The 26,397-nt window shown below is 67.8% G+C and carries 22 protein-coding genes; 16 read left to right on the top strand and 6 right to left on the bottom strand.

Annotated features, from left to right (window positions below):
• Positions 1 to 148: 148 nt before the first annotated feature.
• Positions 149 to 277 (bottom strand): hypothetical protein, encoded by a 129-nt coding sequence (locus tag HAV18_RS40215; protein WP_021164118.1) that lies wholly within the window; start codon positions 275 to 277, stop codon positions 149 to 151.
• On the opposite strand from HAV18_RS40215, the gene pyk reads away from it, so the two are divergent.
• From pyk to HAV18_RS30095, 6 genes are all read left to right on the top strand, one after another.
• On the top strand, positions 276 to 1,712 hold the full coding sequence (gene pyk, locus HAV18_RS30120) for a pyruvate kinase (protein ID WP_166963406.1): 1,437 nt from the start codon (positions 276 to 278) through the stop codon (positions 1,710 to 1,712). The two genes, HAV18_RS40215 and pyk, sit on opposite strands and share 2 nt — an antisense overlap.
• A gap of 317 nt (positions 1,713 to 2,029) precedes the next feature.
• Entirely contained in the window at positions 2,030 to 3,094 is a 1,065-nt protein-coding gene (fba, locus tag HAV18_RS30115; RefSeq protein ID WP_047898922.1) for a class II fructose-bisphosphate aldolase, read from the top strand.
• A 231-nt stretch (positions 3,095 to 3,325) separates the two neighbouring features.
• A complete protein-coding gene (locus HAV18_RS30110; protein ID WP_166963404.1) occupies positions 3,326 to 4,216 on the top strand; it encodes a phosphoribosylaminoimidazolesuccinocarboxamide synthase in 891 nt (296 codons plus the stop codon).
• A gap of 163 nt (positions 4,217 to 4,379) precedes the next feature.
• On the top strand, positions 4,380 to 4,901 hold the full coding sequence (purE, locus tag HAV18_RS30105; protein WP_006477946.1) for a 5-(carboxyamino)imidazole ribonucleotide mutase: 522 nt from the start codon (positions 4,380 to 4,382) through the stop codon (positions 4,899 to 4,901).
• Between the two features lie 86 nt (positions 4,902 to 4,987).
• Complete coding sequence (locus tag HAV18_RS30100; protein WP_166963402.1) at positions 4,988 to 6,184, top strand: 5-(carboxyamino)imidazole ribonucleotide synthase; 1,197 nt, start codon at positions 4,988 to 4,990, stop codon at positions 6,182 to 6,184.
• Between the two features lie 11 nt (positions 6,185 to 6,195).
• Positions 6,196 to 7,224: an L-threonylcarbamoyladenylate synthase gene (locus HAV18_RS30095; RefSeq protein WP_166963400.1), complete on the top strand. Its 1,029-nt coding sequence runs from the start codon at positions 6,196 to 6,198 to the stop codon at positions 7,222 to 7,224.
• An 80-nt stretch (positions 7,225 to 7,304) separates the two neighbouring features.
• Here HAV18_RS30095 and HAV18_RS30090 read toward each other — a convergent pair whose 3' ends face one another.
• The 3 genes from HAV18_RS30090 to dacB all read right to left on the bottom strand — a co-directional run bounded on the left by HAV18_RS30090 (position 7,305) and on the right by dacB (position 11,374).
• Positions 7,305 to 8,435, bottom strand: a complete 1,131-nt coding sequence (locus HAV18_RS30090; protein ID WP_166963398.1) for an SGNH/GDSL hydrolase family protein — start codon at positions 8,433 to 8,435, stop codon at positions 7,305 to 7,307.
• A gap of 95 nt (positions 8,436 to 8,530) precedes the next feature.
• On the bottom strand, positions 8,531 to 9,445 hold the full coding sequence (locus HAV18_RS30085; RefSeq protein WP_166963396.1) for a sterol desaturase family protein: 915 nt from the start codon (positions 9,443 to 9,445) through the stop codon (positions 8,531 to 8,533).
• A 396-nt stretch (positions 9,446 to 9,841) separates the two neighbouring features.
• Positions 9,842 to 11,374, bottom strand: coding sequence for a D-alanyl-D-alanine carboxypeptidase/D-alanyl-D-alanine-endopeptidase (gene dacB / locus HAV18_RS30080; protein ID WP_166963394.1), 1,533 nt, complete (start codon positions 11,372 to 11,374; stop codon positions 9,842 to 9,844).
• Between the two features lie 186 nt (positions 11,375 to 11,560).
• Here dacB and HAV18_RS30075 point away from each other — a divergent pair, with 186 nt between their 5' ends.
• The 6 genes from HAV18_RS30075 (at position 11,561) to HAV18_RS30050 (ending at position 16,939) form a co-directional block, all read left to right on the top strand.
• Positions 11,561 to 12,223 (top strand): response regulator, encoded by a 663-nt coding sequence (locus tag HAV18_RS30075; protein WP_039360640.1) that lies wholly within the window; start codon positions 11,561 to 11,563, stop codon positions 12,221 to 12,223.
• Positions 12,224 to 12,226: 3 nt separating this feature from the next.
• Complete coding sequence (locus HAV18_RS30070) at positions 12,227 to 13,573, top strand: ATP-binding protein (protein ID WP_166963392.1); 1,347 nt, start codon at positions 12,227 to 12,229, stop codon at positions 13,571 to 13,573.
• A gap of 111 nt (positions 13,574 to 13,684) precedes the next feature.
• Positions 13,685 to 15,169 carry a DegQ family serine endoprotease gene (locus HAV18_RS30065; RefSeq protein ID WP_166963390.1) on the top strand — a complete coding sequence of 495 codons (1,485 nt, stop codon included), beginning with the start codon at positions 13,685 to 13,687 and terminating at the stop codon, positions 15,167 to 15,169.
• Between the two features lie 104 nt (positions 15,170 to 15,273).
• Positions 15,274 to 15,711: a carboxypeptidase-like regulatory domain-containing protein gene (locus tag HAV18_RS30060; RefSeq protein WP_166963388.1), complete on the top strand. Its 438-nt coding sequence runs from the start codon at positions 15,274 to 15,276 to the stop codon at positions 15,709 to 15,711.
• Positions 15,712 to 15,843: 132 nt separating this feature from the next.
• Complete coding sequence (locus HAV18_RS30055; RefSeq protein ID WP_166963386.1) at positions 15,844 to 16,203, top strand: DUF427 domain-containing protein; 360 nt, start codon at positions 15,844 to 15,846, stop codon at positions 16,201 to 16,203.
• 28 nt (positions 16,204 to 16,231) lie between these two features.
• Positions 16,232 to 16,939, top strand: coding sequence for a CoxG family protein (locus HAV18_RS30050; protein WP_166963384.1), 708 nt, complete (start codon positions 16,232 to 16,234; stop codon positions 16,937 to 16,939).
• 43 nt (positions 16,940 to 16,982) lie between these two features.
• On the opposite strand, the gene HAV18_RS30045 is transcribed toward HAV18_RS30050, so the two are convergent.
• Positions 16,983 to 17,990: a helix-turn-helix domain-containing protein gene (locus HAV18_RS30045; protein WP_166963382.1), complete on the bottom strand. Its 1,008-nt coding sequence runs from the start codon at positions 17,988 to 17,990 to the stop codon at positions 16,983 to 16,985.
• A gap of 152 nt (positions 17,991 to 18,142) precedes the next feature.
• Between HAV18_RS30045 and HAV18_RS30040 the strand changes: the two genes are divergently transcribed.
• A complete protein-coding gene (locus HAV18_RS30040) occupies positions 18,143 to 18,832 on the top strand; it encodes a cysteine hydrolase family protein (protein WP_166963380.1) in 690 nt (229 codons plus the stop codon).
• A gap of 94 nt (positions 18,833 to 18,926) precedes the next feature.
• Here the strand turns inward: HAV18_RS30040 and HAV18_RS30035 are convergent, their stop codons facing one another.
• Positions 18,927 to 19,568, bottom strand: a complete 642-nt coding sequence (locus HAV18_RS30035) for a TetR family transcriptional regulator (RefSeq protein ID WP_166963378.1) — start codon at positions 19,566 to 19,568, stop codon at positions 18,927 to 18,929.
• A 402-nt stretch (positions 19,569 to 19,970) separates the two neighbouring features.
• Here HAV18_RS30035 and HAV18_RS30030 point away from each other — a divergent pair, with 402 nt between their 5' ends.
• Genes HAV18_RS30030 through HAV18_RS30020 form a run of 3 tightly spaced genes read left to right on the top strand, consistent with a single transcriptional unit; the run spans position 19,971 to position 25,987 of the window.
• Positions 19,971 to 21,248, top strand: a complete 1,278-nt coding sequence (locus tag HAV18_RS30030) for an efflux RND transporter periplasmic adaptor subunit (protein ID WP_166963376.1) — start codon at positions 19,971 to 19,973, stop codon at positions 21,246 to 21,248.
• Positions 21,249 to 21,263: 15 nt separating this feature from the next.
• Positions 21,264 to 24,464, top strand: a complete 3,201-nt coding sequence (gene bpeB, locus HAV18_RS30025; protein ID WP_166963374.1) for an efflux RND transporter permease BpeB — start codon at positions 21,264 to 21,266, stop codon at positions 24,462 to 24,464.
• Entirely contained in the window at positions 24,464 to 25,987 is a 1,524-nt protein-coding gene (locus HAV18_RS30020; RefSeq protein WP_166963372.1) for an efflux transporter outer membrane subunit, read from the top strand. The genes bpeB and HAV18_RS30020 overlap by 1 nt, the downstream gene beginning before the upstream one ends.
• The last annotated feature ends 410 nt before the right edge of the window (positions 25,988 to 26,397 follow it).

The raw sequence follows: 26,397 nt of genomic DNA, 5'->3' as shown, positions 1-26,397 counted from the left end.
CGCGCGCAGGGGTGACGAAGGCCGTGCGCTCCGCGAAAGCGGAGCAGCCGGCCGGCGCGGGCAAGCGCAAACGCGCGCCCGCGCGGGCGAACTCCGCCCCGCGCGCACCGGCGGCTGCCGGCGACGCGGCCGACCAGCACCACGAGATTCAGAACAAAGCGATGCCGGGCGCAAGCACCGGCACGCCCCCCGGAACGGCCGCCGCTGGGCCTGCCGCTTCCGGCTCTCGCAGCGTTTCACCCAGCGCATCCACCTTGATCCAGATGAGGAGTTTCATGCAGCGCGCCACCAAGATAGTCGCCACGATCGGCCCGGCTTCCAGTTCGCCGGAGATTCTGCTGCAGATGATGCAGGCGGGCCTCGACGTCGTGCGGCTCAATTTTTCGCACGGCACGGCCGACGATCACCGCCAGCGCGCCGAGATGGTGCGCGAGGCCGCCCGCAAGGTTGGCCGCGAGATCGCGATCATGGCCGACCTCCAGGGCCCGAAGATCCGCGTCGGCAAGTTCGAGAACGGCAAGACCACGCTCGTGCCGGGGCAGCCTTTCATCCTTGACGCCGCCTGCGAGCTCGGCAACGACGAGCGTGTCGGCCTCGACTACAAGGAACTGCCGCGCGACCTGCGCCCGGGCGACCTGCTGCTGCTGAACGACGGCCTGATCGTGCTGACCGTCGAGCGCGTGCTCGGCGACGAGATCCACACGACCGTCAAGGTGGGCGGCGAGCTGTCGAACAACAAGGGCATCAACCGCCAGGGCGGCGGCCTGTCGGCGCCGGCGCTGACCGCGAAAGACATGGAAGACATCCGCACCGCGATGTCGCTCGGCGCGGACCTCGTCGCGGTGTCGTTCCCGAAGAACGCGACCGACATGGAAATGGCGCGTCAGCTCGCGAATATCGCGGGCGCGCCGTACGGTATCAAGCCGAAGATGATCGCGAAGATCGAGCGCGCGGAAGCGATCCCGGCGCTGCAGAGCATCCTCGACGCATCCGACGGCATCATGGTCGCGCGCGGCGACCTCGCGGTGGAAGTGGGCAACGCGGCCGTGCCGGCGCTGCAGAAGCGGATGATCCGGATGGCGCGCGAGTCGAACAAGCTCGTGATCACCGCGACGCAGATGATGGAATCGATGATCTACGCACCGGTGCCGACCCGCGCGGAAGTGTCGGACGTCGCGAACGCGGTGCTCGACGGCACCGATGCGGTGATGCTGTCTGCCGAGACGGCCGCCGGCAAGTACCCGGTCGTCACGATCGAGACGATGGCGGCCGTGTGCGTCGAAGCGGAAAAGTCGGAACACGTCGAACTCGACAAGGATTTCCTCGACCGCACGTTCACCCGGATCGACCAGTCGATCGCGATGGGCGCGTTGTTCACCGCGTACCACCTGGGTGCGAAGGCGATCATCGCGCTGACCGAATCGGGCGCGACCGCGCTGTGGATGTCGCGTCACTACACGCACGTGCCGATCTTTGCGCTGACGCCGCGCGTCGGCAGCGAGCGCACGATGGCGCTGTACCGCAACGTGACGCCGCTGCACGTCGACTTCAACAGCGACCGCGATTCGGCGCTGCAGGCCGCGCTCGAGATCGTCGTCAAGCAGGGCTACGTGCAGCACGGCGACATGGTCGTGCTGACCGTCGGCGAGCCGATGGGGCAGGCGGGCGGCACCAACACGCTGAAGATCGTGCGGGTCGGCGAGCACTATTGAGCGCCGGCTGAACATCGGGCCGGCCTGCGGGCCGTCCGTCCGGATCGGCTGAAAACTCGATCCGGCACCGTTTTTCACGCGAAAGCCGCGTGGGGTCCGAAGCCCCGCGCGGCTTTTTTTCTCTTTTTTGCCCGCATTGTGCCGTGCGAACGTAACAAATTGCGAGTCGGCGCCACGGGGCGGTCGGAATCGGAGGCGCTTCGCGATAAAATGCGGCTATTCGACGCTCAGCCGCGCCGCGCCACCCCGGGTTCGAACGGGAGCGAGCGCCGCGCCGGCGTCAGGGCGCACCGGTTTTCATTCCAAGGAGTTCCACAATGCCTCTCGTATCAATGCGTCAATTGCTGGACCACGCGGCAGAGCACGGTTACGGCCTGCCGGCCTTCAACGTGAACAACCTGGAGCAGGTCCAGGCGATCATGGCGGCGGCGGACCAGGTCGGCGCGCCCGTGATCATGCAGGCATCGGCCGGCGCCCGTAAGTACGCGGGCGAGCCGTTCCTGCGCCACCTGATCGAAGCAGCAGTCGAGTCGTACCCGCACATCCCGGTCGTGATGCACCAGGATCACGGCCAGTCGCCGGCGGTCTGCATGGGCGCGATCCGCAGCGGCTTCACGAGCGTGATGATGGACGGTTCGCTCGAAGCCGACGGCAAGACGGTCGCGTCGTACGAGTACAACGTCGACGTATCGCGCAAGGTCGTCGAGATGGCGCACTCGATCGGCGTGACGGTCGAAGCCGAACTCGGCGTGCTCGGCTCGCTCGAGACGATGAAGGGCGACAAGGAAGACGGTCACGGCGCGGAAGGCACGATGACCCGCGAGCAGCTGCTGACCGATCCGGAGCAGGCCGCCGACTTCGTGAAGCTCACGCAGTGCGATGCACTCGCGATCGCGATCGGCACGTCGCATGGCGCGTACAAGTTCTCGAAGAAGCCGACGGGCGACATCCTGTCGATCCAGCGCATCAAGGAAATCCACGCGCGCATCCCGAACACCCACCTCGTGATGCACGGTTCGTCGTCGGTGCCGCAGGAACTGCTGGCCGAGATCCGCGAATTCGGCGGCGACATGAAGGAAACCTACGGCGTGCCGGTCGAGGAAATCCAGGAAGGCATCAAGCACGGCGTGCGCAAGATCAACATCGACACCGACCTGCGTCTCGCGATCACCGGTGCGATCCGCCGCTACCTGTTCGAGAACCCGGGCAAGTTCGATCCGCGCGACTACCTGAAGCCCGCACGTGAAGCGGCGAAGCAGGTCTGCGTCGACCGCTACCTCGCGTTCGGCTGCGAAGGCCAGGCCGGCAAGATCAAGCCGGTGTCGCTCGACAAGATCGCCGAGCAGTACAAGTCCGGCGCGCTCGCGCAGGTCGTGCGCTGAGACTGTAGTACGATTGCCCCGCCCGATTCTGCGATCGGGCAGGGTGGGCCGCCCGGCCGGATCTGATCCGGCCCCGGGCAGCCGCTCTGTCCGGCCGAACGAGGGCCGGCCGGCAACCGCCCGGGCACTGCTGCCCGGCCGGTTCGCCGACGTATTGCAAGACCGCCGTTCCCGCCTGCCGCGGGGAACGGCGTTTCCCTTTTTGTTTGGCTCCTTATCTGCGAAAAGACGATGTCTACCCTCTACGAATCCACGCTCCGCTCGCTGCCGCTCCTCGGTCGCGGCAAGGTCCGCGATAACTACGCGGTCGGCAACGACAAGCTCCTGATCGTCACGACCGATCGCCTGTCGGCATTCGACGTGGTGATGGGCGAGCCGATTCCGAACAAGGGCCGCGTGCTGAACCAGATGGCGAACTTCTGGTTCGACAAGCTCGCGCACATCGTGCCGAACCACCTGACGGGCGACGCGCCGGAAGCGGTCGTCGCGGCCGACGAGGTCGAGCAGGTGAAGGGCCGCGGCGTGGTCGTCAAGCGCCTCGAGCCGATCATGATCGAAGCGGTCGTGCGCGGCTACCTGGCCGGCAGCGGCTGGAAGGAATACCAGGCGTCGGGCGCCGTGTGCGGCGTGCAGCTGCCGGAAGGCCTGCAGAACGCGCAGAAGCTGCCCGAGCCGATCTTCACGCCGGCCGCGAAGGCCGAGATGGGCGAGCACGACGAGAACATCACGTTCGAGGAAACCGAGCGCCGCATCGGCACCGAACTGGCTGCAACGATCCGCGACATCTCGATCAAGCTGTACAAGGAAGCGGCCGACTACGCGGCGACGCGCGGCATCATCATCGCCGATACGAAGTTCGAATTCGGCCTCGACAACCACGGCCAGCTGTACCTGATGGACGAAGTGCTGACCGCCGATTCGTCGCGCTTCTGGCCGGCCGACCAGTATGAAGTCGGCACGAACCCGCCGTCGTTCGACAAGCAGTTCGTGCGCGACTGGCTCGAGACGCAGCCGTGGGGCAAGACAGCGCCGGCGCCGGCGCTGCCGGCCGACGTCGTCGAGAAGACGGCCGCGAAGTACCAGGAAGCGCTCGAGCGCATCACGGGCCAGTCGCTCGCCTGAGCGAGCTTTGCATGGGACCAGATGCGAAGCATGGGGCCGGAGTCAGTGCTGAAGCACTCACTCCGGCCGACACAAGTGCTTCAGCACCAACTCTGGTCGACCGCTTTGCATGGGACCAGAGTAAGTGCTGAAGCACCAACTCTGGTCGACAGGAACTGACGAAATGAGTGAAATCCAGACTGCCCACACGCACAGCGCGCCGCTCATCGGCGTGCTGATGGGTTCGAGTTCCGACTGGGACGTGATGAAGCACGCGGTCGCGATCCTGCAGGAATTCGGCGTACCGTACGAAGCGAAGGTCGTGTCCGCGCACCGGATGCCCGACGAGATGTTCGACTATGCGGAGAAGGCGCGCGAGCGCGGGCTGCGCGCGATCATCGCGGGCGCCGGCGGCGCCGCGCACCTGCCCGGCATGCTGGCCGCGAAAACCACGGTGCCGGTGCTCGGCGTGCCGGTCGCGAGCAAGTACCTGAAGGGTGTCGATTCGCTGCACTCGATCGTGCAGATGCCGAAGGGCGTGCCGGTCGCGACGTTCGCGATCGGCGAGGCCGGCGCCGCGAATGCCGCGCTGTTCGCGGTGTCGATCCTGTCCGGCAACTCGGTCGACTATGCGAACCGGCTCGCCGCGTTCCGCGTGCGCCAGAACGAAGCCGCGCACGCGATGGTGCTGCCGCCGCTGGAATGACGGCGCACCGGTGGCCGCACTGCCTTCTCGCGGCTGCCTGACCTCCCCACTGCGGCGGGCAGCGCCCGCCGCGACCGACCACTGACATGACCGCAACTCCTGATTTCGTTTCCCCGATCCTGCCCGGCGCGTGGCTGGGCATGGTCGGCGGTGGCCAGCTCGGCCGCATGTTCTGCTTTGCCGCCCAGTCGATGGGCTATCGCGTCGCCGTGCTCGATCCCGATCCGACGAGCCCCGCCGGCGCGGTCGCCGACCGCCACCTGCGCGCGGCGTATGACGACGAAGCCGCGCTCGCCGAACTGGCCGACCTGTGCGATGCGGTGTCGACGGAGTTCGAGAACGTGCCGGCCGCGAGCCTCGATTTCCTCGCGCGCACGACGTTCGTCGCGCCGGCCGGCCGCTGCGTCGCGGTCGCGCAGGACCGGATCGCGGAGAAGCGCTTCATCGAAGCGTCGGGCGTGCCCGTTGCGCCGCACGTCGTGATCGAATCGTCGGCGGCGCTCGCCGCGCTCGACGATGCCGCGCTCGACGCGGTGCTGCCGGGCATCCTGAAGACGGCGCGCCTCGGCTACGACGGCAAGGGCCAGGTGCGCGTGAGCACCGCGCAGGAAGCGCGCGATGCGCATGCGGCACTGAACGGCGTGCCGTGCGTGCTCGAGAAGCGCCTGCCGCTGAAATACGAAGTGTCGGCGCTGATCGCGCGCGGTGCGGACGGCCGCTCGGCCGCGTTCCCGCTCGCGCAGAACGCACACCACAACGGCATCCTCGCGCTGACGGTCGTGCCCGCGCCGGCCGCCGATGCCGCGCGCGTCGAAGAGGCGCAGCAGGCCGCCGTGCGGATCGCCGATACGCTCGGCTACGTCGGCGTGCTGTGCGTTGAATTCTTCGTGCTGGAAGACGGTTCGTTCGTCGCGAACGAGATGGCGCCGCGCCCGCACAACTCCGGCCACTACACGGTCGATGCGTGCGCAACGAGCCAGTTCGAGCAGCAGGTGCGCGCGATGACACGCATGCCGCTCGGCAACCCGCGCCAGCATTCGCCGGCCGCGATGCTGAATATCCTCGGCGACGTGTGGTTCCCGAACGGTGCGGCGGCCGATGCCGTCACGCCGCCGTGGGACACGGTCGCCGCGATGCCGGCCGCGCACCTGCACCTGTACGGCAAGGAAGACGCGCGCGTCGGCCGCAAGATGGGCCACGTGAACTTCACGGCCGAAACGCGCGACGAAGCCGTTGCCGCGGCCACCGCGTGCGCGCAGCTGCTGCGCGTGCCGCTCGACTGAGGCGCCGGCCGATGTCCATCGATCTCCCGAACGCCGTGACGGCCGCGCAGGTCGACGCGGCCGCCGCGTTGCTCGACGTGGGCCAGCTCGTCGCTTTTCCGACCGAAACCGTCTACGGGCTTGGCGGCGACGCCGCGAATCCCGAGGCCGTCGCGCGCATCTACGCGGCGAAGGGGCGGCCCGCGAATCATCCGGTGATCGTGCACCTGCCGCCGGGCGGCGATCCCGGTTACTGGGCCGACGATCTGCCGGCCGATGCGCAGGCATTGATCGATGCATTCTGGCCGGGCCCGCTGACGCTGATCCTGAAGCGTCATGCGCGCATTCCGGACGCCGTGAGCGGCGGCCAGGATTCGGTCGGGCTGCGCTGCCCGTCGCATCCGGTCGCGCAGGCGCTGCTGGCCGCGTTCAGCGCGCGGCGCGGCGGGCATGGCGGCGTGGCCGCGCCGTCCGCGAACCGGTTCGGCCATGTGAGCCCGACCACCGCACAGCACGTGCGCGACGAATTCGGCGACACCGTGCACGTGCTCGACGGCGGCGCGTCCGAAGTCGGCATCGAATCGACGATTCTCGACCTGTCGCGCGGTTTCCCGGCGCTGCTGCGCCCGGGCCACGTGACGCCGCAGCAGATCGCCGACGTGCTCGGCCGCGCGCCGAAGCTGCCGGACGGCAGCGACGCCACCGCGCCGCGCGCATCGGGCACGCTGAAAGCGCATTACGCACCGCGCACGCCGCTCGCGCTGCTGCCGTTCGATGCGCTCGAGCCGGTGCTGGCGGCCGCGCAGACCGACGGCGAACGCGTCGCGCTTGTCGCCCGTGCGTCGCGCGCGGGACGCTGGGCGCAGGCCGATGGCGTGCATTTCGTCGCGGCGCCGGAAGATCCGCAGGCGTATGCGCGCGACCTGTACGGGATGCTGCGCGCGCTCGACCGCGCGCAGGTCGCGCGGATTCTCGTCGAGAAGCTGCCCGAGACCGTCGAATGGATCGCGGTCAACGATCGTCTCGGCCGCGCGGCGGCCGCGTTCGAAGCGCGCGACTGACGCTCATCGCAACTCAGGAATGAAAAACGCCCGACCGGCGAACCGGTCGGGCGTTTTTGTTTGGGCGCGTGGCCGGCGGCTTACTTGCCGACGCCCGACTTCGCGATCTGCTGTTCGACGAACTGCGCGAACATTGCATGCAGGCGCGTTGTCGGGTGGACCGTGTCGGCGAACATGTAGGTTTGATCCGCGTTTGCGACCGTGTAGGTCTGCGGCGAGCAGAACAGCGACGAACCGAATGCGGTCGCGTTCGCGACGCCGTACTGCGTGGCAGCCTGGACCATTGCCTTCAGGTTGCACGCGGTGTCGGTGTTCGACACGCTGAAGCCGTTCGCCTTGTAGTTCGCGAGGATGCCGTCCTGCCACGTGAACGTATCGAGCAGCGCGTACTTGGTCGTGTCGACCTTGAGCGCCTGCAGCGTCGCGGCGAGCGTGCCGTTGAACAGCATCGACAGTTGCGTGAGGGTCGTCTGCGAACCGCCCTGGAGCGCGAGCGGCGTGCCGCCGATATCGGGCACGTTCGACACGAACACGTGCGTCGCGCCCGACGCGACGATCTGCTGCACGACACCCGCGAGCTGCTGCGCAGCGGCGCCGATGTTCTGCTGCAGCTGCGTCGGCGTGATCGCGCCGGCTTGCAGCGCGGCGACCTGGTAGAAGATGTCGTTCGCGCCGCCGTTCAGCAGCACGATCTGGTTCGCGTTGAAGCTGCCATGCTGCTGCAGGTATTGCGTGAGCTGCGTCGCGATCGGCGTCGTGGTTGCCTGCGCGTAATCGGCGTTCGGCACGCTCGCGTCCGCATGGCCGATGCCCGGCTGCAGCGTCACGCGTGCGCCGCCCTGTGCGTAGCCGAGACCGCCGGTGGCCTGCAGCGGAATGCCGAACCCGCCCTGGTTCGCGGGCTGCAGCGTGTCGCCGTAGTACTGCGCGACGTTCTGCGTCCACACCTGGCCCGGGTTGGTCGTGAAGCGGCCGCCGCCGAAGCCGAGCTTGATCTGCGAGTAGGTGCCGGCGTCGGACAGGCTGTCGCCGAACGAGACGATCTGCATTTTCACGCCCGACGGCGGCGTGTTCGATGCGTTGTTGCTGTTGTTGTCGTCACCGCCGCCGCAAGCGGCGAGCAGCGCGAGCGCGGCGCCGGCGATCGCGACTTGCGCGGTGCGCAGCATGCGCTGCCGGGTGCGGGAAGGTGCGTGTTGTTGTGTCTGCATCGTTCGATCTCCTCGTAGATATGGCCTGATGTGTTTCTCATCTGCCGCGTGCCTGCTCGGTTCCGGGCTGCGCGGCGGCCGTTGGCTGAAACGGTTTATTGGTCTCGCGCAGCCGCAAGCGGCACGGTGCGCGGATCGGGGTTCGCGGCCTCGGCAATCTGCGCATGATAAGCGCTCGCCCATTCGGGCGGGCCGAAAATCGCGCGCAGCTTGTTGCGCCAGCCGTTGACGCGCAACGCGTCGCCGGCCATCGATACCCACTCGTGGAACGTCGCGACGAGCGGGTTGTTCGAGCCGAGCCGCTCGACGATCCCGTACTGCGGCGGATCGTCGGGCATTTCCTCGACATAGCTGCCGAACAGGCGATCCCAGATCACCAGGACGCCTGCGTAATTGCGGTCGATGTAGCGCGGATTGCGCGCATGGTGCGCGCGGTGGATCGATGGCGTGTTCAGCACGTATTCGAGCCAGCCGAGCTTGCCGATCGCCTGCGTGTGCACGAAGAACTGGAACGCGAGGTTGATCAGCACGATGCCGACGACCTGTTGCGGCGGAAAGCCGACGAACGCGAGCGGCAGCCAGAACACCCACATTCCCGCGACGGGGTACATCAGGCTCTGGCGGAACGCGGTCGAGAAATTCATCCGCTCGGACGAGTGGTGCACGACGTGCGCGGCCCACAGCCAGCGCACGCGATGGCTCGCGCGATGGAACACGTAGTAGAGGAAATCCTGCGCGACGAACAGCACCGCGAACGACAGCCAGCCGTCGTGCCACGTGAACAGGCGGTAGTGCCGGTAGCAATACGCGTAGACGGGGATCACGAACAGCCACGCGATCTTGTCGGCGCCCTGGTGCATCAGCGCGAGCGCCGCGTTGCACAGCGTATCGCGCCACGCATAGACATGGTCCTGCGCACGAGTGCGGGCGAGGTGCCAGGCCTCCCACGCGATGCAGAGCAGGAAGACGGGCGCCAGCGCGAGCAGAAGCAATTCGACGTCGAATCGCATGGGCGTGTCTCCTTCTTTCCCCTGCAAGCCTTGAGGCCGGGCGTATGGCCCGTTGTAGATATCGATCAGGCCAACAGCCTACGCAATCGCCACGCGCTAGGCGAGGGGGCAGCGTAGAGGGTTCCCTCTGAGGACAGGGTTTCTACGGAAGCCGCGCGGCACGGGGCCGGGCGGTGTGGCCCTGTTTTATGGGCGCGATTGGCGCGCGGTGTGTCGCGCGCGGGTGGCGGCTGCCGTTTCAAACCGGGGAGGGCGGGATTCCGTGTGCGGAGGCGCTTGCAGACCGCCCCGGCTACCCGCCGGGGCGACCCGCTGCGCGGTGCGGCCGCGTGGCCGGCGCAAGTCGGCGCGAGCCGGCGGCCGGCGGTGCCGCGCCATGCAGCGGTGCGCGGCTCGTCAGTGCGCGCCCGAGTAGATCCACTCGAGCAGCGTGTCGTGTGCGGCGCGTGCCCCTTCCGCGTGATCGTTATTGATGAAGCTCACGACGATGTAGCTCTGGCCGTCGGCGCCGGCAACGTAGCCGGCGATCGCGCGCACGTCGCGCAGCGTGCCGGTCTTGATGTGCGCGTTGCCGAGCACGCCGGCGTTGGTGAGGCGGTTCTTCATCGTGCCGTCGATGCCCGCGATCGGCAGCGAATCGACGAAGGCCTGCGCGACGGGGCTCGCGTTTGCGGCCTGCAGCAGCGCGGCGAGCGACTGCGCGCTCACGTGTTCTTCGCGCGACAGGCCCGAGCCGTTTTCGAGCACGAGGTCGGGCATCGCGATGCCGTTCTTCTGCAGGAACGCCTGAATCACGCGGCTCGACTGTTCGGGCGTCGCCGGCGGCTTGCCGCCGACCGCGCCGATTGTCAGGAACAGGTTGCGCGCCATCACGTTGTTGCTGAACTTGTTGATGTCGTAGACGATGCTGCCGAGCACCGGGCTGTGATGCACGGCCAGGGGCCGCGCGGTGGTCGGCACCTTGCCTTCGCTCACGGGCCCCGTGATCGTGCCGCCGTCCTGCTGCCACAGCGCGAGGAAGCCGCGCGCGAAGAACGTCGTGTGATCGAGGATCGCGAGGTTGGTCGTGTGCGCGCCGCAGCGCAGCGGATAGTCGCCGGCGAACGATGCGGTCATGATCCCGCTGCCGGCCGTCAGCGTCGGGCGCGCGGCCGCGGCGGCCGCGCTGCACGAGCCGGTGCCTTCGACCAGCTGGTTGTCGATCGACAGGTCCGCGAGCGGCGGCAGCACGTCGACGGCCACCTTGCCGTCGTCACCCGGCGTGACGGTGAACGTCACGGCCTTGAATGCGTACAGCAGCGGATCGGGGCCGACGTTGTACGGCGCGCTCGCATCGTCGTCGAACGAAGGGAGATCGCGCGTCGACGCCGCGAAGTAGCTCTTGTCGAGCACGAGGCCGCCGGCCACGCGCTTGACGCCGGCCTTGCGGAGCTTGTCGACGAGGTCGATCAGCTCTTCGGGCACGAGCTTCGGATCGCCGGTGCCCTTGATGTACAGGTTGCCCTGCAGCGTGCCGTCGGGGTCGATCGTGCCGTCCGTGTAGGCGGTCGTGCGCCAGCGGTAGTCGGGGCCGAGGATCGACAGGCCCGAGAAGGTCGTCACGAGCTTCATCGTCGATGCAGGCAGCATCGGCCGGCTCGCGTTCCACGCGATCAGCGGTTCCGGATCGCCGACGCGCTCGACGACGACGCTCATTGCCGACGCCGGCACCTTCGCGCGCTGCAGCGCGACGAGCACGGACGCCGGCAGGCCGGCCGCGCGCGCGGCCGGCGACACGACCGTGGTCTTGCGTGCTTCCTTGTGGGATTTCTTGCGGGCCTGCGCGGCAGGTGCGAAGGCGAGGGCGGTGCAGGTGGCGACGATGGCGGCCGCCCGCAGGCAGACGCGGGCGCGGGGGGCGAACCGGGTGGAAAGATCGGAAATCGGCATGAGCGAATACGGGAGAAGCACGACGTTCGGGCAGGGCGCGCGCGGCGCCAAAGCGCACATTGTAGAGACAAGTCCGGACAGCCCCCTTGCAATCCGCCTTTCTGTTGCATTGCACGGTGCCGCGCGCACGGTTCGCGGCGCTACAATGGTCGCCGTGTTTGACTCGCCCCATGGATGCCTGTCCCGATGCGGATACTGCTTGTCGAAGATGATCGAATGATTGCCGAAGGCGTGCGCAAGGCGCTGCGCTCGGACGGCTTTGCAGTCGACTGGGTGCAGGACGGCGACGCCGCACTGACGGCGCTCGGCGGCGAGACGTACGACCTGCTGCTGCTCGATCTCGGCCTGCCGAAGCGCGACGGTATCGACGTGCTGCGTACGCTGCGCGCGCGCGGGCTGGCGCTGCCGGTGCTGATCGTCACCGCGCGCGACGCGGTTGCCGATCGCGTGAAGGGCCTCGACGCGGGCGCCGACGACTACCTCGTCAAGCCGTTCGACCTCGACGAGCTCGGCGCGCGGATGCGTGCACTGATCCGCCGCCAGGCGGGGCGCAGCGAGTCGCTGATCCGCCACGGCGCGCTGACGCTCGATCCCGCTTCGCACCAGGTGACGCTCGACGGCGTGCCCGTCGCGTTGTCCGCGCGCGAGTTCGCGTTGCTCGAAGCGCTGCTCGCGCGGCCCGGCGCGGTGCTGTCGAAGAGCCAGCTCGAGGAGAAGATGTACGGCTGGGGCGAGGAGATCGGCAGCAACACGGTCGAGGTCTACATCCACGCGCTGCGCAAGAAGCTCGGCTCGGACCTGATCCGCAACGTGCGCGGGCTCGGCTACATGGTCGTCAAGGAAAGCTGACGCGTGAGGTCGATTCGTCATCAATTGCTGATCTGGCTGCTCGCGATCGTTGTCGCAGGCGTGGGCATCGCGGGCTGGCTCATCTACCGGCAGGCGCTCGCCGAGGCGAACGAACTGTTCGACTACCAGTTGCAGGAAATCGCCGCGGCGCTGCCGTCCGAGCCGTTCTCGCAGGTGTTCGGCTCGCGCACCAACGGCGACGAAGGCATCGTCATCCAGATCTGGAACCGCAACGGCGTGCTGATGTATTTCTCGCATCCGCGTGCGCCGATCGCGCCGCGCGCGGAGCTCGGTTTCTCGACCGAGCGCACCGATCGCGGCGAATGGCGCGTGTACGGTGCGATCGTCGGCGACAACGTCGTGCAGCTCGCGCAGCCGCTGTCGGTGCGCAACCGGCTCGCGGCGAACGTCGCGCTGCGCACGCTGTGGCCGCTGATCGTGCTGCTGCCGTTCCTCGGCGCGGCCGTGTGGGTGATCGTCGGGCGCGGGCTCGCGCCGCTCGGCCGTGTGACGCGCGCGGTCGAGGCGCGCCGGCCGGAAGCGCTCGATCCGCTGCCCGATGCGCGCCTGCCGCTCGAGGTGCAGCCGCTCGTGCGGGCGCTGAACGGGCTGCTCGCGCGGCTGTCGGCCGCGCTCGACACGCAGAAGGCCTTCGTGGCCGATGCCGCGCACGAACTGCGCACGCCGCTCGCAGCCGTGCAGATCCAGGCCCAACTCGTCGCCCGCGCGAAGGACGACGCATCGCGCCGCGAGGCGGTCGCGGATCTTCAGGATGGCGTGTCGCGTGCGACGCGTCTCACGGAGCAACTGCTTGCGCTGGCACGCGCCGAACCCGATGGCGCGACGATGCGCGAGCCGGTCGACCTGCAGGCACTGCTCGCCGAATGCGTGGCCGCGCTTGCGCCGCTCGCGCAGCGGCGCGACATCGATCTCGGCTTCGAGGAGACGCGCGCGGCGAGCGTCGTCGCGGACGTCGGCGCGCTGCGCGTGATGTTCGGCAACCTGCTCGACAACGCGGTGAAATACACGCCGGACGGCGGTCGCATCGACGTGTCGCTGACCCGCGACGCGGCCGGCCGCGCGTGCGTCCAGATTGGCGACAGCGGGCCCGGCATCCCGGCCGACGAGCGTGAGCGCGTGTTCGACCGCTTCTACCGCGACAGCTCCGCGCGGGCGCGCACCGACGTGGCGGGCAGCGGGCTCGGGCTCGCGATCGTCAAGCGCGTGGCGGCGCAGCAGGGTGCGACGGTGTCGCTCGGCGACGCGGCCGCGGGCGGCCTGCTCGTCAGCGTCGTGTTCCGCGATGCCGAGATGCCGACCGAGGCGCCGCAGCCGTCCGAATCCGTGTGAAGAACGCCGCCGGGCGGGCGCCGGCGGCCGCTTAAGCCCCGCTTAAGGCTGATTAAGCCTCCTTTAAGTCAGGGTCGTTACGCTGCGTCCTAACAAAGAGGAGGTCCTACGATGAACACCCGATTCCTTGCGCGCGGCGCCGTCGCGGTCGCCGTGGCGGCCGCCCTGTCCGCCGGTTATGTCGCCGGCACCCGCCGCGCCGATCCGCAGATCATCACGCCCGCGCAGGCTGCCGCACTGATGCCGGCCGAGGCGGCCGCCAAGACCGGCATCCCCGATTTCTCCGGGCTCGTCGAGACCTACGGCCCGGCGGTCGTGAACATCAGCGCGAAGCACGTCGTGAAGCAGGTGTCGCGGCGCGTGCAGCAGCCGCAACTGCCGATCGACCCGAGCGACCCGTTCTACCAGTTCTTCAAGCATTTCTACGGCCAGGTGCCGGGCATGGGCGGCGACGCACAGCCGGACGACCAGCCGAGCGCGAGCCTCGGTTCCGGGTTCGTCATCAGCTCCGACGGATACATCCTTACCAATGCGCACGTGATCGACGGCGCGAACGTCGTCACGGTCAAGCTGACCGACAAGCGCGAATACAAGGCGAAGGTCGTCGGTGCCGACAAGCAGTCCGACGTCGCGGTGCTGAAGATCGACGCGAGCGGCCTGCCGACCGTGAAGATCGGCGACCCGGCGCAGAGCAAGGTCGGCCAGTGGGTCGTCGCGATCGGTTCGCCGTACGGCTTCGACAACACGGTCACGTCGGGCATCATCAGCGCGAAGTCGCGCGCGCTGCCGGACGAGAACTACACGCCGTTCATCCAGACCGACGTGCCGGTGAACCCCGGTAACTCGGGCGGCCCGCTGTTCAATCTGCAGGGCGAGGTGATCGGCATCAACTCGATGATCTATTCGCAGACGGGCGGCTTCCAGGGCCTGTCGTTCGCGATCCCGATCAACGAGGCGATCAAGGTAAAGGACGAGCTCGTGAAGACGGGCCACGTGAGCCGCGGCCGCCTCGGCGTAGCCGTGCAGGGGCTGAACCAGACGCTCGCGAGCTCATTCGGACTGCAGAAGCCGGATGGCGCGCTCGTCAGCTCGGTCGATCCGAACGGCCCGGCCGCGAAGGCCGGCCTGCAGCCGGGTGACGTGATCCTGTCGGTCAACGGCTCGCCGGTTGCCGATTCGACGTCGCTGCCCGCGCAGATCGCGAACCTGAAGCCGGGCTCGAAGGCCGACCTGCAGATCTGGCGCGACAAGTCGAAGAAGTCGATCAGCGTGACGCTCGGCGCAATGGCCGACGCGAAGCTCGCGTCGAATGACGGCGGACCCGTCGAGCAGGGGCGCCTGGGCGTCGCGGTGCGTCCGCTGTCGCCGCAGGAGCGCAGCGCCGACAACCTGTCGCACGGCCTGATCGTGCAGCAGGCCGGCGGGCCGGCCGCCAACGCGGGCATCCAGCCCGGCGACGTGATCCTCGCGGTCAACGGCCGCCCGGTCACGAGCCCCGAGCAGTTGCGCGACGCGGTCAAAGGTGCGGGCAACAGTCTTGCTCTGCTGATCCAGCGCGATAATGCACAGATCTTCGTGCCGGTCGACCTGAGCTGACCGGCCACGGCCGACGGCCGGCCTGGCCGGCCGCGGCGGGCGCCGCCGAGGTTCGATCGCACGATGCAGCGCCCTGTATGTGTTCCGACCCCAAGGAGAGAGCCATGCAATATCTACGCAACGTGTCCCGATTTGCCGTCGCCGCGGCGCTGGCCGCCGGCCTCGCCGCCGGCGCGACCGGCGCGTACGCGCAGTCGGACGGCTTGCCCGCCGCGCGCCAGCAAGGCGACGTCACCTTCGTGTCCGGCGGCGTCGGGCAGGACGAATCGACGGCGTTCCAGCGCAACGAGCCGAAATGGCCGATGGCGCTGCGTTTCACCGGCAAGGGCGGCGAGTTCCTGGCCGACGTTCATGTGCGGATCGTCGACGGCAAGGGCGACGAGGTGCTGAAGACCGACGCGCGCGGGCCGTACATGCTCGTGAAGGTGCCGCCGGGCCGCTATACGGTGCATGCGTCGTACCAGGGCAACGAGGAATCCCGTGCCGTCACGGTCGGCTCGAAGGGCGGCGCGAAGGCTGCGTTTCAGTGGAGCGCGCAGTAGCCCGCCGCGCGCGGCTCCGGCCGGGGGCGCGCATTCGGCTGCGGTTTCGCCCATAATGAAAGCCACGGCACCCGTGCCGTGGCTTTTTCGTTTCCTGAGCCCGGCTTGGCCGTGCCGCCCCAAGGAGAAACGATGTCCGACGCAGCCGACCCACGTCTCGAAATCGTGCCGAACCGTCATCGCGTGCGCGTGATCCATCGTGGCATCACGTACGCCGATTCGCACGGCGCGCTGACCGTGCGCGAAACGGGCCTGCCGGACACCCACTACCTGCCGCGCCGCGACGTCAACATGCGCCGGCTCGTGAAATCAGGTGTCACGTCGGCCTGTCCGTTCAGGGGCGAGGCCGTGCACTTCGACTTGCAGACGGAAGACGGCGTGATCGAGAACGCCGCATGGAGTTACGAGGAACCGAAGGCGGCTGCGTCGGCGCTCGCGCACTACGTCGCCTTCGACGCTGCACGGATCGACAGTCTCGTCGAGACGTCCTGATGCGGTGCACGTTCATCGGGGAGGCGTCATGGAACTGAACGACACGTTACGCATACCGCTCGCGCCGCCCGTCGTGCGGGAGGCGTTCGAGGATCTCGCGTTGCTGCGCGCGAGCTTCGACCATTGCGAATCCTTCGTGAAGCTTGCGGACGGCGAGTTCGCGCTGACGATCACGGTGCCGCTCGGCCCGCTGCGCGCCCGCTACGACGTGCGTGCGCATGCGGCTGCCGAGCAGGGCGACGCGGAAGGGCAGCCGCGCCGCGTGCTCAATTTCAAGGCGCGGGCCGACGGACTCGGCGCGCTGCGCGGCCAGGTCGAACTCGTGCTGATGCAGGACGACGATGCGAACGCCACGCGCATCGAGTACGTGGTCTGGGCGACGGCGAGCGGCCCGCTCACCGAGCTGCCGGGGCGGCAGATCGAAAATACATTGCGCGAATGGACCGACGATTTCTTCCGTGAATTCTGCGCGGTCGTACAGGCGAAGCACGGTCTCGCACCGAATCGCGCGCGCTCGGCCGCGCCGCGGCGCCAGCATGTGTTCCTGCGGCCGGCGTCGCTGGTGGCCGCGACGAAGCGTTCGCTGCCGTCGCACCTCGGCGGCGCGCTGACCGGGCGTGCGGCCAGCGCGCTCCCGCATCGCGGCTCCGGCACGGTGCCCGTCTGGGGGTGGGCCGCGATGATCGTCTTCGTCGCGCTGCTGCTTTACGCGGCGCGCTGGATCAACGGCGGCTGAGCGGCCGGCCGGTTCCGCTGCAAGGTCCGCCCGCCGCGGCGCATTACCGCCCGGCATCGGCGCCGGTTCCGGCGCCGCGAAATTCCCTTCGATACGCCGACGGAGACGTGCCGAGCGCGCCCGCGAAATGCTGGCGCAGCGATACGCTCGACCCGTAGCCGGCCGCCTGCGCGATCGCATCGATCGATTGCCCGGTGGTTTCCAGCAGATGCTGCGCACGCGCGAGCCGCTCGGCCTGCAGCCACGCGGTGACGGTCGTGCCGGTCGCCTGGCGGAAGTGGCGCGTGAACGTGCGCCGGCTCATCAGCACGCGTTCGGCGAGCGAATCGACGCTGTGCGCGGCGTCGAGGTGCGCGCGCACCCAGTCGAGCAGCCCCGCGAGCCGCGCATCGCGCGGGTGCGCGGCGACCGGCTGCGGCACGTATTGCGCCTGCCCGCCCTGGCGGTGCGGCGGGATCACGAGGCGGCGCGCGATCTGGTTCGCGGCGTCCGAGCCGAAGCGCCGCCGCACGACGTGCAGGCAGCAGTCGAGCCCCGCGGCCGTGCCCGCCGACGTCATCAGGTTGCCGTCGTCCACGTACAGCACGTCCGGATCGAGCTTCACGCGCGGAAAGCGTTGCGCGAAGTCGTCGGCCCATGCCCAGTGCGTGGTGGCCGGGCGGCCGTCGAGCAGGCCGGCCGCGGCAAGCACGTACGCGCCGAGGCACAGCCCGACGAGCTGCGCGCCACGCGCGGCGACGGCGCGGACGGCGTCGAGCAGCACGTCGGGCGGCGCTTCGTCCGGGTCGCGCCACGCCGGCACGATGACGATGTCCGCGTCGTCTAGCCCGTCGAGCCCGTATGGCGCGGTGATCGTGAAGCCGCCCGTCGTAGACAGCGGGCCGCGCTCGGCCGAGCAGACGCGGAACTCGAACGCGGGCGAGGCGGCCGCGTCGCGTTCCTTGCCGAACACGACGGACGGCACCGACAGGTGGAACGGGCTGATGCCGTCGTACGCGATCACGGCAACGACGGTCGGAACGGGCGGGGTGGGCGAGACGGCGGCGGTCATGGCGGGCTCAGGATGGGCGATGGCCCGATTCTATCGAAGAATGGCTATCGGGCCACTGTCCGCGTGAGCGATGTCCCCCGACAATGCATCGCATCGCGCCGCTGGCCGCCCCGTTCCGGGGCGGGGCCGCGCCCCCGGACCAGGAGCCCGCCATGTCGAACGCCGTCCCGCATTCCGTTTCCCGTTCCGCTTCCCGTCCGGCTTCCCGTCCGGCTTCCCGCCGCGCGCTGATCGTGATCGACGTTCAGAACGAGTACGTGACGGGCAACCTCCCGATCGAGTATCCGCCGCTCGACGTGTCGCTCGCGAACATCGGCCGCGCGATCGATGCCGCGCATGCGGCCGGCGTGCCCGTGATCGTCGTCCAGCACGTCGCGCCTGCCGGCGCGCCGATCTTCGCGCCCGGCACCGACGGCGTCGCACTGCACGCGGTCGTCGCCGGCCGGCCGTACGCGCACCTGATCGAGAAGGCGCAGGCAAGCGCGTTTGCCGGGACCGATCTTGCTGCGTGGCTCGATGCACGCGGGATCGACACGCTCGCGGTGGCCGGCTACATGACGCACAACTGCAATGCGTCGACGGTCTATCACGCGGCGCATGCGGGGCTGAATGTCGAGTACCTGGACGACGCGACGGGCGCGCTGCCATACGAGAACGAAGCCGGCGCGGCGAGCGCCGAGGAGATTCACCGCGCGTACACGGTGGTGTTCCAGTCGAATTTCGCGGCCGTGATGTCCACCGATGCGTGGATCGCGGGACTGGCCGATGCGCCGATGCCAAAGCGCGATTCGGTCGCCGCGTCGAACCGGCGGGCCCGCGCGCAGCGCGCGAAGGCGGCCTGAGCAGGGCGGGGAGAAGCGGGCGCGGGCAGTGCGCTGGCGAGGTTGGCGCGCCGCCCGATGAAACGAAGACCGCGGGCGAACGCTCGCCGCGCGGTCATTCGCCGTCTTTCAGCATGGCCGGGCTGTAGCGCAGCATGTCGAAACAGCCGTCGACGAGCTTTTCCGCATGCTGCTCGGCGTCGATCTCGTCGGGCAGCATCAGCATGTCGCGCACGAAACCGCTGACGAGCGTGTGCAGCATCAGCGTCGCGCGCCACGTATCGAGTCGCTCGGGCAGCAGCTTGAGCCGCACCGCCCCCGCGAGGTCGGCGTCGATCGCGTGCAGTGCCTCGCTCATCCCCGCGCGGTTGCGCTGCAGCAGCGGCTCCAGGTCCGCGACGTATTCGCACTTCATGAACAGGATGCTGAACACGCGCCGCAACTGCGCGTCGCGCTGCACGCCGAGCAGGCACCAGATCAGGATCTGGCGGATCTTGTCGAGCGGATTGCCGCCCGGCGCGTCGAGCGGCATCCGTTTCAGCTCGTCGATCGGCAGAAACACGCGGTCGAACATCGCGTCGAACAGCTCGCTTTTATTCGCGAAGTGCCAGTAGATCGCGCCGCGCGTCACGCCGGCGTGCTGTGCGATGTCCGCGAGCGACGTGTGCGACACGCCCTTCTCGAAGAACACGTGTTCGGCGGCGTCGAGAATGCTGTTGCGCGTCTCGAGCGCCTCCTCCTTGGTACGTCTGACCATGTGCAGGCCTGATTGGATCGATCGTAGGTGAATATAGGGTCTGCAACCCTCGTCGCAGTCATATAGACTGGCTATGCTTGCGGCTGGTAACAATTCGTAAGACTGGACAGCCGGCGGCGCATAAACGGGCTTTTTACATACATTCATGAATGTATATACAATACCACCCTACGATCGAATGACCCAAGTGGCAATCAGTTAATATCCCACTCTGCTGATTCCCGCCAAAGTACCAGTCCGCAGTTGCGGGGCAACCTGTCGGCACGGAGGTTTCGTGCCGCTTGCTGTATCTAGCAGTCCAGTATTTCAGGTGTTCGATCTGCGCCGTGAGGCGCATCCGTGTTGCGCTCGCTCCGGTCGGGTGCGGCACTTATTCCATTGGTTATACACAGAGGTCGCTCCATGCGCGTCGAACGGGTTCCATACCGCTTAATCACTGTCGCGACGGCCGCCGTTTTCCTGGCCGCGTGCGGGAAAAAAGAATCGGCACCGCCGCCGCAAACGCCGGAAGTCGGCGTCGTCACCGTCCAGCCGCAAGCCGTACCGGTCTTCACCGACCTGCCGGGCCGCACCAGTGCGTTCCTCGTCGCGCAGGTGCGCGCGCGGGTCGACGGCATCGTGCTGCGCCGCGAATTCACCGAAGGCACCGACGTCAAGGCCGGTCAGCGCCTCTACAAGATCGATCCGGCGCCCTACATCGCCGCGCTGAACAGCGCAAAGGCGACGCTCGCGAAGGCGCAGGCGAACCTCGTCACGCAGAACGCGCTGGTTGCACGCTACAAGGTGCTGGTGGCCGCGAACGCGGTCAGCAAGCAGGACTACGACAACGCGGTGGCCACGCAGGGCCAGGCCGCGGCGGACGTCGCGGCCGGCAAGGCGGCGGTCGATACCGCGCAGATCAACCTGGGCTATACCGATGTCGTTTCGCCGATCACCGGCCGCGTCGGCATTTCGCAGGTGACGCCGGGCGCGTACGTGCAGGCGAGCCAGGCGACGCTGATGTCGACGGTGCAGCAACTCGATCCGGTGTACGTGGACCTCACGCAGTCGAGCCTCGAAGGGCTGAAGCTGCGCCAGGACGTGCAGAGCGGCCGCCTGAAGACGAGCGGCCCGGGCGCGGCGAAGGTGTCGCTGATCCTGGAAGACGGCAAGACCTATTCGGAGGCCGGCAAGCTGCAGTTCTCGGACGTGACGGTCGACCAGACCACCGGCTCGGTGACGATCCGCGCGGTCTTCCCGAACCCGGGCCGCGTGCTGCTGCCGGGCATGTTCGTGCGTGCACGGATCGAGGAAGGCGTGAACGAGAACGCGTTCCTGGTGCCGCAGATCGGCGTGACGCATGACCAGAAGGGCCAGGCGATCGCGATGGTCGTGAACGCCAGCAACAAGGTCGAGCCGCGTCCGCTGAAGACGACGGGCATGCAGGGCCAGAACTGGGTCGTCGAAGGCGGTCTGGAAGCGGGCGATCACGTGATCGTGCAGGGCGTCGACAAGGTGCGCCCGGGTGCGACCGTGAAGACGGTCGCGGCGCAGCTCGCACCGGCGGCCGCTGCCGCACCGGGTGCTGCTGCCGCCTCCGCCGCGCCGGCCGCTGCCGGTTCCGGCGCCGCTGCCGCTTCCGGTGCTGCCGCATCGGGTGCCGCGCCGGCGAGTGCTGCCGCTGCTTCGAGCGCGCAATAACAGGGAGCCTGTTTCATGGCAAAGTTTTTTATCGATCGCCCGATCTTCGCGTGGGTGATCGCCATCATCCTGATGCTGGCCGGGGTTGCAGCGATCTTCACGCTGCCGATCTCGCAGTATCCGACGATCGCACCGCCATCGATCCAGATCACGGCGAACTACCCGGGCGCTTCCGCGAAGACGGTGGAAGACACGGTGACGCAGGTGATCGAGCAGCAGATGAGCGGTCTCGACAACTTCCTGTACATGTCGTCGACGAGCGATGACTCGGGCAACGCGACGATCACGCTGACCTTCGCGCCGGGTACCAACGCCGACATCGCGCAGGTCCAGGTGCAGAACAAGCTGTCGCTCGCGACGCCGGTCCTGCCGCAGGTCGTGCAGCAGCTTGGTCTGTCGGTGACGAAGTCGAGCAGCAGCTTCCTGCTGGTGCTCGCCTTCAACTCCGAAGACGGCAGCATGAACAAGTACGACCTCGCGAACTTCGTGGCGTCGCACGTGAAGGACCCGATCAGCCGGTTGAACGGCGTCGGTACCGTCACGCTGTTCGGCTCGCAGTACGCGATGCGGATCTGGCTCGACCCGAACCGCCTGACGAACTACGGCCTCACGCCGGTCGACGTCAGCTCCGCGATCACCGCGCAGAACGTGCAGATCGCGGGCGGCCAGATCGGCGGCACGCCGGCTACGCCGGGCACCGTGCTGCAGGCGACGATCACCGAATCGACGCTGCTGCAGACGCCCGAGCAGTTCGGCAACATCCTGCTGAAGGTCAACCAGGACGGCTCGCAGGTTCGCCTGAAGGACGTCGCGCAGATCGGCCTCGGCGGCGAAAACTACAACTTCGACACGAAGTACAACGGTCAGCCGACCGCGGCACTCGGTATCCAGCTCGCGACCAACGCGAACGCCCTCGCGACCGCGAAGGCCGTGCGCGCGAAGATCGACGAACTGGCACCGTTCTTCCCGCACGGCCTCGTCGTGAAGTACCCGTACGACACGACGCCGTTCGTGAAGCTGTCGATCGAGGAAGTGGTCAAGACGCTGCTCGAAGGTATCGTGCTGGTGTTCCTCGTGATGTATCTGTTCCTGCAGAACCTGCGGGCGACGATCATCCCGACGATCGCGGTGCCGGTCGTGCTGCTCGGCACGTTCGCGATCATGTCGATGGTGGGCTTCTCGATCAACACGCTGTCGATGTTCGGCCTCGTGCTCGCGATCGGCCTGCTGGTGGACGATGCGATCGTGGTGGTGGAGAACGTCGAGCGGGTGATGGCGGAAGAGGGCCTGTCACCGAAGGAGGCGACCCGCAAGGCGATGGGCCAGATCACCGGCGCACTCGTCGGCGTGGCGCTCGTGCTGTCGGCGGTGTTCGTGCCGGTGGCGTTCTCCGGCGGGTCGGTCGGCGCGATCTATCGTCAGTTCTCGCTGACGATCGTGTCGGCGATGGTGCTGTCGGTGCTGGTCGCGTTGATTCTGACGCCGGCACTGTGCGCGACGATCCTCAAGCCGATCCCGCAAGGGCATCACGAAGAGAAGAAGGGTTTCTTCGGCTGGTTCAACCGCACGTTCAACAACAGCCGCGACAAGTACCACGTCGGCGTGCACCACGTGATCAAGCGCTCGGGGCGCTGGCTCATCATCTATCTGGTCGTGATCGTCGCGGTCGGGCTGCTGTTCGTGCGCCTGCCGAAGTCGTTCCTGCCCGATGAAGACCAGGGCCTGATGTTCGTGATCGTGCAGACGCCGTCGGGTTCGACGCAGGAAACGACCGCGAAGACGCTCGCGAACATTTCCGACTACCTGCTGAAGGACGAGAAGGAAATCGTCGAATCGGCGTTCACGGTCAACGGCTTCAGCTTCGCGGGCCGTGGCCAGAACTCCGGTCTCGTGTTCGTGCGCCTGAAGGACTACTCGCAGCGTCAGCATGCGAACCAGAAGGTGCAGGCGCTGATCGGCCGGATGTTCGGGCGCTACGCGGGCTACAAGGACGCGATCGTGATCCCGTTCAACCCGCCGTCGATTCCTGAACTCGGTACCGCTGCCGGCTTCGACTTCGAGCTGACCGACAACGCGGGTCTTGGCCACGATGCGCTGATGGCCGCGCGTAACCAGCTGCTCGGGATGGCCTCGAAGGATCCGACGCTGCAGGGCGTGCGCCCGAACGGCCTGAACGATACGCCGCAGTACAAGGTCGACATCGACCGCGAGAAGGCGAATGCGCTCGGCGTGACGGCCGCTGCGATCGACCAGACGTTCTCGATCGCGTGGGCGTCGCAGTACGTGAACAACTTCCTCGACGTCGACGGCCGGATCAAGAAGGTCTACGTGCAGGCCGATGCGCCGTTCCGGATGACGCCGGAAGACATGAACATCTGGTACGTGCGCAACAGTTCGGGCGGGATGGTGCCGTTCAGCGCGTTCTCGACCGGTCACTGGACGTACGGTTCGCCGAAGCTCGAGCGCTACAACGGTGTATCGGCGATGGAAATCCAGGGTCAGGCCGCACCGGGCAAGTCGACGGGCCAGGCGATGACCGCGATGGAAGGGCTCGCGAAGAAACTGCCGGTCGGTATCGGCTATTCGTGGACCGGCCTGTCGTTCCAGGAAATCCAGTCCGGTTCGCAGGCGCCGATCCTGTACGCGATCTCGATCCTCGTCGTGTTCCTGTGTCTGGCGGCGCTGTATGAAAGCTGGTCGATCCCGTTCTCGGTGATCATGGTGGTGCCGCTCGGCGTGATCGGCGCACTGCTCGCGGCAACGATGCGCGGTCTGGAAAACGACGTGTTCTTCCAGGTCGGCCTGCTGACTACCGTGGGCTTGTCGGCGAAGAACGCGATCCTGATCGTGGAGTTCGCGCGCGAACTGCAGCAGACGGAGAAGATGGGGCCGATCGAGGCCGCGCTGGAAGCGGCGCGCCTGCGGCTGCGTCCGATCCTGATGACGTCGCTCGCGTTCATTCTCGGCGTGATGCCGCTCGCAATCAGCAACGGCGCGGGTTCGGCGAGCCAGCACGCAATCGGTACGGGCGTGATCGGCGGGATGATCACGGCGACGTTCCTCGCGATCTTCATGATCCCGATGTTCTTCGTGAAGATCCGTGCGATCTTCAGCGGCGAGAAGGAAGACGTCGACGAGGCGCTGCGCCTGGCTCAGGAGCACTCGCACCACGAAGAGAAGCCGGGCAACGGCGACGAAGGCAACAAGGGACAGTGATGATGCAAAAACACGCTTTGACTGCAATCGCGGTCGCGCTCTTTGCCACGGGCTGCACGATGGCCCCGCATTACAAGCGGCCCGACGCGCCCGTCGCACAGGCGTACCCGGCCGGCGGCGTCTACGCGACGCAGCCGGGCGCTGCCGGCGCGCGCAGCGCGAACGGCCAGGCGGCGACCGCCATCGGCTGGCGCGAGTTCTTCGTCGATCCGCGCCTGCAGCGGCTGATCGAGATCGCGCTGAAAAACAACCGCGACCTGCGCGTGTCGGTGCTGAACATCGAGGCGGCGCGCGCGCAGTACCAGATCACGCGCGCGGGCCTGTTCCCGACGCTGAACGGTACGGGTACGGGCAACATCCAGCGCTATCCGGCCGGCGTATCGACGACGCAGGCGCCGTTGATCTCGCGCGCCTACAACGTCGGGCTTTCCGCTTCGTGGGAACTCGACCTGTTCGGCCGCGTGCAGAGCCTGAAGGACCAGGCACTCGCGCAGTACCTGTCGACCGCGTACGCACGGCAGGCGTCGGAAATCTCGCTGGTGTCGTCGGTGGCTGACCAGTACCTGACGCTGCTGTCGACCGACGACCTGTTGCAGGTCACGGAGAACACGCTGAAGTCCGCCCAGGCGCAGTACGACCTGACGAAGCTGCAGTTCGACAACGGCACAGGTTCCGAGCTCGAGCTGCGTCAGGCGCAGACGGTGGTCGAGACGGCGCTCGCGAACCAGCAGCAACAGGCGCGTGCGCGTGCACAGGCGCTGAACTATCTGGTGCTGCTGATCGGCGAGCCGCTGCCGGACGACCTGCCGGCGGGCATGCCGCTCGACGCGCAGAACCTGCTGACGGATGTGCCGGCAGGCCTCCCGTCTGACCTGCTGACGCGTCGCCCCGACGTGATGCAGGCCGAGCAGACGCTGCTGGCCGCGAACGCGAACATCGGCGCGGCGCGCGCGGCGTTTTTCCCGAAGATCTCGCTGACGGCCGCGTTCGGCACCTCGAGCCCGACGCTGGGCGGCCTGTTCAAGGCCGGCACGGCGGCGTGGTCGTTTGCGCCGAGTATTGCGCTGCCGATCTTCGAGGGCGGGTCGAACATCGCGAACCTCGATCTCGCGCACGTGCAGAAGCGCATCGAGATCGCCAACTACGAGAAGGCGATCCAGTCGGCATTCCGCGAAGTGTCGGACGGCCTGGCCGCACGCGGCACGTACGACCAGCAGATCGCGGCGCTCGAGCGCAACGAGCACGCGCAGCAGCGACGTTTCGACCTGTCGGACCTGCGCTACAAGAACGGCGTCGACAGCTACCTGTCGGTGCTGACTGCGCAGACGGATCTGTACTCGGCACAGCAGACGCTGATCAGCGCGCGCCTCGCACGCTGGACGAACCTGGTCGATCTGTACCGTGCACTGGGCGGCGGCTGGGTCCAGCGGGCCGGCGAGACGCCGCGCGCGCCGGATGCGCCGGTCGACTACGACAAGGCGGCCGCTCCTGCGCCTGCGTCGGCAGCAGCGACGAACGGGTAAGCGAAAGGAAGGGCAGGCGCGGCCATCGCGCCTGTCCTTCGAACCGGCTGTATGCGGAAACGAAAACGCCACGGATGATAGTCCGTGGCGTTTTCTTTTATGCGGCCGAGTCGCGTGAGATCACGACGGTTGGCGTGACGATGACTGCATCGGGCATCGGGCATCGGGCATCGGGCATCGGGCATCGAGCACCGGGCACTGGGCACTGGGCACTGGGCATCGGGCACCGGGCATCGGGCATCAGGCATCGGGCATCGGGCATCGGGCATCGGGCATCAGGCATCAGGCATCAGGCATCAGGCATCAGGCATCGGCAGCGTCCATCACGGCAGACAGGTCGCCCGACGCGGCCAAACGGCAGCCTGCATCGCGTCGCTGGCGGCCTGCCAGCGAGCACCCTGAGCGCGCAC

The organism is Burkholderia sp. D-99 (assembly GCF_011605345.1).
In the GTDB taxonomy this organism is placed as follows: Bacteria; Pseudomonadota; Gammaproteobacteria; order Burkholderiales; family Burkholderiaceae; genus Burkholderia.
This window is presented reverse-complemented; position numbering and strand designations above follow the sequence as displayed.